Source organism: Desulfocurvus sp., from assembly GCF_023230885.1.
Lineage (GTDB): Bacteria > Desulfobacterota > Desulfovibrionia > Desulfovibrionales > Desulfovibrionaceae > Desulfocurvus.
This window is the reverse complement of the sequence record NZ_JALNWM010000133.1, coordinates 1-9,254: the sequence shown is the minus strand read 5'-3', so window position 1 is coordinate 9,254 and position 9,254 is coordinate 1. Positions and strand designations below refer to the sequence as shown.

At 71.5% G+C, this 9,254-nt stretch carries 11 protein-coding genes; 8 read left to right on the top strand and 3 right to left on the bottom strand.

Annotation, left to right across the window (positions count from 1 at the left end; translation table 11 throughout):
- A partial coding sequence (locus M0P34_RS10355) for a TRAP transporter large permease subunit (RefSeq protein WP_291498839.1) occupies positions 1 to 441 on the top strand: 441 nt, incomplete at its 5' end.
- 83 nt (positions 442 to 524) lie between these two features.
- On the opposite strand, the gene M0P34_RS10350 is transcribed toward M0P34_RS10355, so the two are convergent.
- Complete coding sequence (locus M0P34_RS10350) at positions 525 to 815, bottom strand: peptidylprolyl isomerase (protein WP_291498838.1); 291 nt, start codon at positions 813 to 815, stop codon at positions 525 to 527.
- Between the two features lie 190 nt (positions 816 to 1,005).
- Here M0P34_RS10350 and M0P34_RS10345 point away from each other — a divergent pair, with 190 nt between their 5' ends.
- Entirely contained in the window at positions 1,006 to 1,866 is an 861-nt protein-coding gene (locus M0P34_RS10345; protein ID WP_291498837.1) for a Tim44-like domain-containing protein, read from the top strand.
- Between the two features lie 382 nt (positions 1,867 to 2,248).
- Here the strand turns inward: M0P34_RS10345 and M0P34_RS10340 are convergent, their stop codons facing one another.
- Entirely contained in the window at positions 2,249 to 3,526 is a 1,278-nt protein-coding gene (locus M0P34_RS10340) for a diaminopimelate decarboxylase (RefSeq protein ID WP_291498836.1), read from the bottom strand.
- Between the two features lie 220 nt (positions 3,527 to 3,746).
- On the opposite strand from M0P34_RS10340, the gene thrB reads away from it, so the two are divergent.
- The 5 genes from thrB to M0P34_RS10315 all read left to right on the top strand — a co-directional run bounded on the left by thrB (position 3,747) and on the right by M0P34_RS10315 (position 7,861).
- The gene (thrB, locus tag M0P34_RS10335) at positions 3,747 to 4,313 is read left to right on the top strand and encodes a homoserine kinase (protein WP_366062465.1); all 567 of its coding nucleotides are present in this window, start codon (positions 3,747 to 3,749) and stop codon (positions 4,311 to 4,313) included.
- Positions 4,310 to 4,903 carry a hypothetical protein gene (locus M0P34_RS10330; RefSeq protein ID WP_291498835.1) on the top strand — a complete coding sequence of 198 codons (594 nt, stop codon included), beginning with the start codon at positions 4,310 to 4,312 and terminating at the stop codon, positions 4,901 to 4,903. The genes thrB and M0P34_RS10330 overlap by 4 nt, the downstream gene beginning before the upstream one ends.
- 23 nt (positions 4,904 to 4,926) lie before the next feature.
- A complete protein-coding gene (locus tag M0P34_RS10325; RefSeq protein WP_291498834.1) occupies positions 4,927 to 5,454 on the top strand; it encodes a hypothetical protein in 528 nt (175 codons plus the stop codon).
- Positions 5,455 to 5,809: 355 nt separating this feature from the next.
- Complete coding sequence (locus M0P34_RS10320; RefSeq protein WP_291498833.1) at positions 5,810 to 6,445, top strand: cyclic nucleotide-binding domain-containing protein; 636 nt, start codon at positions 5,810 to 5,812, stop codon at positions 6,443 to 6,445.
- 36 nt (positions 6,446 to 6,481) lie between these two features.
- Positions 6,482 to 7,861, top strand: a complete 1,380-nt coding sequence (locus tag M0P34_RS10315; protein WP_291498832.1) for a HAMP domain-containing sensor histidine kinase — start codon at positions 6,482 to 6,484, stop codon at positions 7,859 to 7,861.
- Between the two features lie 87 nt (positions 7,862 to 7,948).
- Here M0P34_RS10315 and M0P34_RS10310 read toward each other — a convergent pair whose 3' ends face one another.
- Positions 7,949 to 8,788 carry a mechanosensitive ion channel family protein gene (locus M0P34_RS10310; RefSeq protein ID WP_291498831.1) on the bottom strand — a complete coding sequence of 280 codons (840 nt, stop codon included), beginning with the start codon at positions 8,786 to 8,788 and terminating at the stop codon, positions 7,949 to 7,951.
- A gap of 173 nt (positions 8,789 to 8,961) precedes the next feature.
- Here M0P34_RS10310 and M0P34_RS10305 point away from each other — a divergent pair, with 173 nt between their 5' ends.
- On the top strand, positions 8,962 to 9,132 hold the full coding sequence (locus M0P34_RS10305) for a transcriptional regulator (protein ID WP_291498830.1): 171 nt from the start codon (positions 8,962 to 8,964) through the stop codon (positions 9,130 to 9,132).
- The last annotated feature ends 122 nt before the right edge of the window (positions 9,133 to 9,254 follow it).

Here is a 9,254-nt window from a genome sequence, read left to right as displayed (position 1 = left end):
ATGCTCTTCGCCCATGTGCTGACCACCGAGCGCATCCCGCACCACATCGCGGAGCTCATCGTGAACTGGAACCTGCCCTCCTGGGGGTTCCTCATCGTGGTCAACGTCCTGCTGCTCATCGCGGGCAACTTCATGGAGCCGTCGGCCATCCTGCTGATCATGGCGCCCATCCTGTTCCCCATCTCGCAGCAGCTCGGCATAGACGGCACCCACCTGGGCATCATCATGGTCGTGAACATGGAAATCGGCATGATCACCCCGCCCGTGGGGCTGAACCTGTTCGTGACATCCGGCATCACCGGCAAACCCCTGACCTGGGTGCTGCGCGCGGCGCTGCCCTGGCTGCTGGTGCTGCTGGTCTTCCTGGTGCTGATCACCTACATTCCGGAAATATCCCTGGCCCTGCCCGACTACATCGACACGATGCGCGGCTACAAGTAGCCGGGGCGCGCCCTGAAAACCAAGGCCCCCGCCGGAGGATATCCGGCGGGGGCCTCTTGTCGGCGCGGGCGCGGGGGCCGCGGCTATTCGGCCTTGCCCTCGCGGCTGGCGATGAGGATCAGGTGGAACCCGAACTGGGTGCGCACCGGGCCGTGGACCTTGCCGACCTCCTCGGTGAAGCAGACCTTGTCGAAGGGTTCGACCATCATCCCGGGGCGGAAGGTGCCCAGGTCGCCGCCCTGGCGGCCCGAGGGGCACTTGGAATGCTCGCGGGCCAGGGCCTCGAACTCCTCGCCGGCCTCGATCCGGCGCTTCAGTTCCAGGCAGGCCTCTTCCGTGGGCACCAGGATGTGCTTGGCGGTACACGTCAGCATGGGATCTCCTTGCGTTTTTCTGCATTGATGGGTGCCCGGCGCGGACGGGGCCGCGGCGGGAGGGGCAGGGTCGCACAAGCCCCGGCCCTTGGCAAGCCGCCCGTGCCGACTTTTCTTGACTCCACCGCGCGGGCACTGTACGGCTATTCTTCCGTTTCCCTGAAACCGTGGAGAACCGATGAAAATCATTGTGCAAATTTTTGCAGTTGCCCTGCTGGCCCTGGCCGTATGCGCCGTGGACCCGAGCCCCGCCGACGCCGCGCGCTTCGGCGGCGGCAAGTCGTTCGGCGGCAGCCGCTCCTTCAACCAGAACTACTCCAAGCCCGCCGCGCCCCAGCGCCAGACCGGGCAGCAGCAGATGGCCAGCCCCGCCCGCCCGGGCATGGGCGCCATGGGCGGGATGCTTGGCGGCCTGCTGGCGGGCACCCTGCTCGGCTCGCTGTTCTTCGGCCAGCCTTTCGCCGGGGGCGGCATGCTCGACATCCTGCTCATCGGCGGCGTGCTGTTCCTGTTGTTCCGCCTGCTGCGCGGGCGCAGGCCCGTGGCGCAGCCCGCCGGGGCGGGCATGGGCCACGGCGGAGCGGGCCCCGGGCCCTTCATGACCCGCGACGCGGGCTCCGGCGCCGCCTGGGGCGGGCTGGGGGGCGGCCCCGACGCGCGCCCCGAGGTCAGCACGCCTCCGGGCTTCGACGAGGCCGATTTCCTTCAGGGGGCGAAGGCCGCCTATGGCAGGCTTCAGGCCTCGTGGGACGCGCGCGACCTGGCCGACATCCGCCAGTTCACCACCGACGCCGTGTTCTCGGAGATCAGCGCCCAGGCCCAGGCCGACCCCGGCCCCTCGCGTACCGAGGTGCTCATGGTCGACGCCCGCCTGCTCGAAGCGCGTGCCGAGGGCCCCGCGACCCTGGCCACCGTCTACTTCGACGCCCTGCTGCGCGAGAGCCGGGGTGGCGGCACCGACCAGGTCCGCGAGGTGTGGCATTTCCGCCGCCAGGACGACATTGCAAACGGCATGTGGCTGCTCGACGGCATCCAGCAACTGGAGCAATAGGCGCCCAAGCGGGCCGGGCAAGGCCCCCCTGCCGCCCCAAGGCCCCCCGAAGAACACCCCAGAAACCACCGGGCCGGATTTCCACCAGGAAATCCGGCCCATCGCATCCCCCACGGAACATCCCCCCGCCCCAGGGCCGCGCGGCGCTTCGCCGCGCGGCCCTGGGGCGGCATGCGGGGTCCAGGGGCCGTTGGCCCCTGGCGGGGGTGCAGGGGGCGGAGCCCCCTGCCGGGGGCCCGGGGGGCGGAGCCCCCCGCCTTCGCCCAACCTTCGCCAACCTTCGCCCAACCTTCGCCAACCTTCGCCAACCTTCGCCAACCTTCGCCAACCTTCGCCCAACCCCCGCCCAGCCTGCCCCCGCCCCGGCCCCTGCGTCCCGACCTCAGGCCCCGTGCCAGAAGCGCAGCACATCGGCGCTGGTTTCGCGGGGCTTGAGGCATTGCGCCCGCCCCGCGCAAACGCCAAGGACGGCGGGCATGGGCCGGGAGTTGTAGCGCGACCACATGGACAGGGTATAGGCGCCCGCGTCGAGGAACAGCACCCAGTCGCCGGGGTCCAGGGCGGGCAGGGGCGCCTGGCGGACGGGGAAATCGCCCTGGAAGCACAGGGGCCCGGCGATGGCCTGGGCCACGGCGGGGCCGGACTTGAGGGCGCCGTCGGGCCCGGCGGCGGCGGTGTCGTGGTGCCAGTCGGCGGGGTTGTAGCAGGGGCGCAGGAACATGTCGGCGCCCAGGTGGGTCACGGCGCAGCGGACGCCGCCGTATTCCTTGACGTATTCCACACGGGCGGCGGCGAAGGCGGCTCCGGCGTGGATGGCGCGGCCGAATTCGGTGATCAGGCGGTGGGGTCCGGCGAAGAGCTCCGGGCAGCCGCGGCGCAGGGTGGCGGCGTAGTCGGCCAGGGAGGGCTTGGGGTCGTCGGCGCGGTAGGTCGCGGGCAGGCCGCCGCCGATGTCGATGGCGGCCACGGCGCCCCCGGCGGCGCGGATGGCGCGGGCCAGGTGGCAGACGGCCCGGGCGGCGGCCACGAACTGGCCCGGGGGGCAGCCCTGGGAGCCGACGTGGCAGTGCAGGGCGGTGAGCCAGGGGTGGGCGGCGAAGGCGGCGACGATGGCGTCGCGGCACTGGTCCAGGGGCAGGCCGAACTTGGAGAAGGCGTTGGCCACGGAGGTCGCGGCGATGGCGCCCGCGCCGACCTGGGGGTTGACGCGCAGCCCCACGGGGCCCTGCGGCGGGCCAGTTTCGGCGACGATGGCGGCGATGCGCTCCAGTTCCTGGAAGTTGTCGGCGTTGAGGTGGACGCCCAGGGCCAGGGCGCGGCGAAGCTCGCCGTGGGTCTTGGCGGGCGAGTCGAAGACGATGCGCCCGGGCGGCAGCCCGGCGTCCAGGGCCAGCTCCAGCTCGGGCAGGGAGGCCACCTCGGCGCCCAGGGCCGGGTCCAGGTCCGCCAGGCGGCGCAGCAGGGGCGGCAGGGGGTTGGCCTTGACGGCCACGGCGTGCAGGGTTCCGGGGGGGAAGGCGGCCAGGGCTTCGCGGGCGCGGGCGTCCAGCCGGTCGAGGTCGTGGAGGATCAGGGCGGTGTCTTCGGGTCCGGCCAGGCCGCCTTGCAGGGCCAGGGTCAGCATGGCCGCCGCCTCGCGGGGGGAGATTCGCGGTTGCATGGGCAAAGCATAGCCCAGGGACCGGGGGTTTGGAAGCCCGCTCCCGGTCGGGCGGCAGGGCCGCCCCCCGGCCGGGCGAGGGGCCGCGGGGGCGCCAAGCGGCTTTACCCGCGGCGGGCAAAAGCGTACAACGCCGAAGCGGGCGCGGGCCCCGCAGCGGCCCGGAGGCCGCCCGGGTGGACGATCCGCCACGCCCGCGCGACGGCGACGGAAGGGACGCGTGGCCGAGCCACGGAAGGAACGCATGGCCGAGCTGACAAAACAAAGCACCGACCTTCCCTGCGTGACGCTCATCGGCATGGCCGGGGCAGGCAAGTCCACCGTGGGCCGGGCCCTGGCGCGGCTTCTGGGCTGGGCGCACCTGGACACGGACCACGTCATCGAGGCCGACCTGGGCCGCCCGTTGCAGGACGTGTTCGACGGCCTGGGGCGCGAGGCGTTCATCAAGGCGGAGGAGCGCATCGTCGCCGCCCTGCGGCTCAAGCGCTGCGTTGTTTCCACTGGGGGCAGCGTGGTCTACGGCCCGGCTGCCGTGGCCCGGCTGCACGAGCTGGGGCCGGTGGTCCACCTGCACGCCGACCTGGACATCGTGACCCGGCGCGTGGGCGAGGGCAAGGGCCGGGGGCTGGCCATCGGCCCGGGGCAGACCGTGGCCGACCTGTATCACGAGCGCCAGGCGCTCTACGAGGCCACCGCCGACCTGACGGTGGACTCCGGAGCCCTGACGCCCGAAGACTGCGCCGGGGCCATCGCCCAGTGGCTCCGGAGCACGGGGATCCTGACGTGAAAAGCACCCGGACCGCCATCTTCCGCCGCCTGGAGGCGCTGTACGCGCGCATGGGCCAGGGCTACGAGGCCGCGGCCCGGGGCACGGGCTTCACCTGCTCCGGCTGCGCCGACAACTGCTGCACAAGCTATTTCCAGCATCATACCTATGCGGAATGGCTATATTTCTTCAAGGGCCTGGAGGCCCTGCCCGCGCCCCGGCGCGAGGAGTACATGGACCGCGCCCGGGCCTGCGTGCGCCAGACGCAGGAAGCCCTGCTGCGCGGGGAGCGCCCCGCCGTGATGTGCCCGGTGAACGACGACGGGCTGTGCGGCATGTACGCGCACCGGCTGATGATCTGCCGCCTGCATGGCGTGCCGCACGTCCTGGCCGGGCGCGACGGGGTGCCCCAGGCATACCCGGGTTGCCACCGCTTTCCCGCGCCTGCGGAAGCCGGCGCGGCCCCCGCGCCCCTGGACCGCACCCCCCTGTACCGCGACCTGGCGCGCATTGAGATGGACCTGCTGGGGGCCCGGCTGCGCGCCCTGCCCCGGGTCAACTTGACGCTGGCCGAGATGATGGTGCAAGGTTCCCCCAGGCTGACCCCGTGACTTCTGCCCGCAGGACAACCGCCATGCCCCGCCGCATCCTCCTTCCGGCCCTGGTGGCCGCCCTGGCCGCGCTGCTGCTGACGGCCTGCTCGCAGACCAGCGTGCGCCACCTGGAGCGCAACGCCTGGGAGCTGGAGGCCGACCGGTCCCTGGCCATGAAGTTCTGGCGCTTCGACTACCGCATCGCGCCCCTGGGCGACCAGTTCGCCGTGCGCGGCAAGGCCGTGCCCGACACGGGCGCCCTGCCCTCCTCGGTGCACTGGATCGACGATCTCTGGCTGGCGGCCTACCTGTGCGACGCCCGGGGCACGGTCATCGCCCAGGACCTGCGCGTGGCCGAGCCCGGCCCCCTGGCCCCGGGCCTCGGCGTGCCCTTCGAGTTCACCCTGCGCCCCGACGCCCTGCCCAATGCGGGCGAGCTGTACATCACCTTCGGCTACCGCATGAAGCTTGTGCCCGAGGGCCCCGGCGAGGACGAGGACGAGCCGCGCCGCACCTTCGCCCCGGCGGATGTCTTCTTCGCCAGCGAAGGCGCCATGACGCGCCTGTAGCACGCCCCCCGGCCTTTGCGCCTGTGGCACCCCCTTGCGCCCGGCCACGCCCCGCCGTTGCACGAGAACGCGGGGAACCCTGCGGATTCGCGTCCCTGCCGTCCCCGGGCCGCCCCGTGGGCCAAGGCGTGGGGCGGGCCCGCCCCGGCGCCCGCCGCCAGATCGGCGCCGCCCCCGAACGCCCGGCCCCCCTCCCGCCGAAACCACGGCCCCGGCCGAAACAACCCGCGGGCCCGGCACGCACAAGGGCCGCCCGCCGCGCGGTTGCGGCCCCGGCGGTTGTGGCCCCGGCGGAAAAGGGCTACATATCGGACAGGTACCTGGCCCGGCCGGGGCCAGGCCAAGGGGGGGCGTCATGGGTCTGCACAGGAATGCCTTTCTCGTAAAGAATTTCCTTAAATATTCCGTGATATTCGGCGAAGGCTCCCGGGGGGACACGGCCTACCTGCTCCAGGAGGGCCGCGTGGAGATATCCAAAATGGTCGAGGGCCGCAAAAAGGTCCTGGCCATACTCTCGCCGGTGTCCATGTTCGGCGAGATGGCCATCCTGCTGGGCGACGAGCGGCGCACGGCGACGGCCGTGGCCCTGGAGGAGTCCAAGGTGGTGGAAATCCAGCGCCACGCCTTCGAGGACTACATCCGCCAATCGCCGCCCATGATCAACTCGCTGGTCACGGTGCTGGTCCACCGGCTGAAGACCGCCACGGTCCGGTCGCTGCATGTGCCCAACCTGTTCCTCGGCGTGTGCCAGACCCTGGCCCTCATGGCCCGCCACGGCGCGACGGACCTGAACTACCTGGACACCCTGGCCTCGCTGACGGCGGCCTTCAACGTGGCCAAGGAAAGCGTCGAGGCCGTGCTGTCCACCCTGGCCGAAGACGGCATCGTGGCCTTCGAGGTCGACGCGCAGCGCGAGCGGCGGATCGTCATCCGCCAGACGGAGGCCCTGGTGGCCACGGCGGCCGCGCGGCGCAAGGCCGCCCAGGAATAGGCCCGGCCCAACCCCGAGCATGGAGCGTGGACGCCGATGAAGCCCGGCCCCAGACACGACTGCGCCCAGGACCCGCCGTCCGCCGGGGCCAGGGCCGTTGCCCGGCGCATCCGCGACAAGGCCGGGGACTATGAGCGCTACGCCTTCGACGAGGCCCGCAGCGGCGCCCTGAACATCTTCTTCGACCTGGTGCAGGAGTTCGACGCCGAGGAGGACTTCCTCCACGTCTGCACCCTGGTGCCCCGGGAGCTGTTCGGCCTGGACTGCGCCCTGTATCTGGTGACGCGCGACCTGGACCTGCGCTGCGCGCGCGCCAGCGGCCCGGGCACGCTGGCGCCCCGCCGGGCGCTGGCCGACGGGGTCCGGGTGCCCGACCGCCCGGCCCGGGGGGCGGGGCATCTCTACTTCCCCATCCGCGCCAACGCCGACCACGTCCAGCAGCTGCCCTTCGACCCGCCCGGCGGGGTCATCGGCTGCCTGGAGCTGTTCCCCGCCGAGCGGCTGGCCGAAGGCGACAGCCTGTTCTGGGAGAAATACGCCAACCGCATCGGCTTCCAGATGCACAACCGCATCGTGCAGGACGCCAACCGCCGCCAGCTGCGCTTCATCCGCAACCTGGCCAAGGACATCGGGCACAACGTCATCGTGCCCAACATGTACTTCAAGCTGTTCTTCAACCGCCTGAAGCGGACCATCGACCAGCTCGGCGAGGTGCCCGGGCGCCACGCCGCGCCCTCGTCGGAATCGCGCCGCGAAATCCTGGCCCTGCACCAGGCCCTGCACGACCAGTACGACGAGATCTCGCGCCACTACGAGCAGACCAGCCTGTACCTGGAAACCCTGCTGCGCCAGAGCCATTTCGAAAAGGGCCGCTATGTGCTGGAGCGCCGCCCGTGCCATGTGCCAAGCCAGATCATCGCCCCGCAGCTGCACCAGTTCCTGCCGCGCTTTCGCGAGCGCGGCATCGCCGTGGCACCCTGCCCGGAGCTGGCCGACGATCCGGCCATGACCCTGTCGGTGGACGTGGGGCTCATCGCCCAGGTCTTTTCCAACCTGTTCTCCAACGCCCTGAAATACACGACACCGCCCCCGGGCGACGGCCCCCGGGCCGTGGCCTGCTCGGCGCGCGCCGTGCCGGGGGGCCTGGGGCGCCGGGGGCGGCGCACCGGCGGGCGCGACGCCGTTGAGTTTCGCGTGTTCAGCACCGGCGAGCCCCTGGGCGAGCAGGACGGGGCCCGGGTCTTCGAGGCCGGATATCGCGTCGGCGACAACCTGGCCGACGGAACGGGGCACGGGCTGTTCTTCGTGCGCCAGATCGTGGAGCTGCACGGCGGGCGCACCTGGCACGAGGCCGTGCCGGAGGGCAACGTCTTCCACGTCCTGCTGCCCGCCGGGGAGCCCGCCGACGGGGCATAGGCCGGGCATGGCCCCCCAAAAGCGGGACGCCCCCGCCCCTCCGGCCGGAGGGGCGGGGGCGTCCCGCTTTGCGCCCGCCGGGCGGGCCTAGTTGTCGCGCGAAACGACGTGCACCTCGCGCTGGGGGAAGGGGATGGAAATGCCCGCGGCGTCCAGGGCGGTCTTGAGCTTCTCCGTCAGGTCGAAGCGCGTGGGCCAGTACTCGTCGGTGCGCACCCAGGGGCGGACCACCAGGTTCACGCTGGAGTCGGCCAGCTCGGCCACGGCGATCTGCGGCGCGGGCTCGGCGAGCACGCGCGGTTCGGCGGCCAGCACCTCGGCGACCACGGCCTTGGCCCGGGCCGCGTCGTCGCCGTAGCCGATGCCCACGACAAGGTCGATGCGCCGGGTGTCGTTGGCCGTGACGTTGCGGATGATCTCGCCGGTGATCTTGGTGTTGGGCACCAGGATGCGCTGGTTGTCGGGAGTGACGAGCACGGTGGTGGTCAGCGAGATGGCCTGCACCGTGCCCTGGACCCCGGCGACCTCGATGTAGTCGCCCAGGGTGAAGGGCCGCAGCAGGATGAGCATCACGCCCGAGGACACGTTGGAGAGGTTGTCCTTCATGGCCAGGCCGATGGCCAGGCCCAGGGAGCCGACCACGGCCAGGAAGGAGGTCGTGTCCACCCCGATGCGGCTGACGGCCGCCAGGAACACGGCCACGGCCAGGGCCCAGTAGACCAGGTTGCCCAGGAACTGAACCAGCAGCGGGTCCACCTTGCGGTGGCCCAGGGCGGCCCGCACCAGGCTGCGCACACGCCGCCCGATCCACAGCCCGACCACGACGATGAGCAGCGCCAGCACAAGCTGCGCGCCATAGGCCGCAAGCCAGGTCACAGCCATTTCCTGGTAGCGGCTCAGCTCCGCCACCGGCATCAGATCGTCCATTCCACTTCCTCCAAACGGTTTGAAAATACCCCTGCGGCCAATTCTACACCCGCCGGGCGGAGGGGGCAATCCCGGTTCCGGGAATGCGCCGGGCGGCCCGGGCTTGACAACGCCACCTCAATCAGGAATAATTCCTGATAAGAGAATATACACAAGCCGCAAGGAGTACAACGATGCAGGATCAGGTTTTCAAGGTTCTGGAAGAGGCGGGCAAGCCCCTGCGCCCCGGCGACATCGCCAAGGCCCTGGGCGCGGACTCCAAGGACGTGTCCAAGGCCATCGACGGGCTGAAAAAGGCCGGAAAGGTCAGCTCGCCCAAGCGCTGCTTCTACGCTCCGGCCTAGCTGGCCGCCGAGCTGCTGCGCCAGCGCCCTGCGCTGGAGATCGGGGGCCTGGGCGGCCCCATGCTGGCCCGGGCCGGGGCCAGCGTACACTTCCCCATGAGCCGGATATGCTTTTCCGGTTT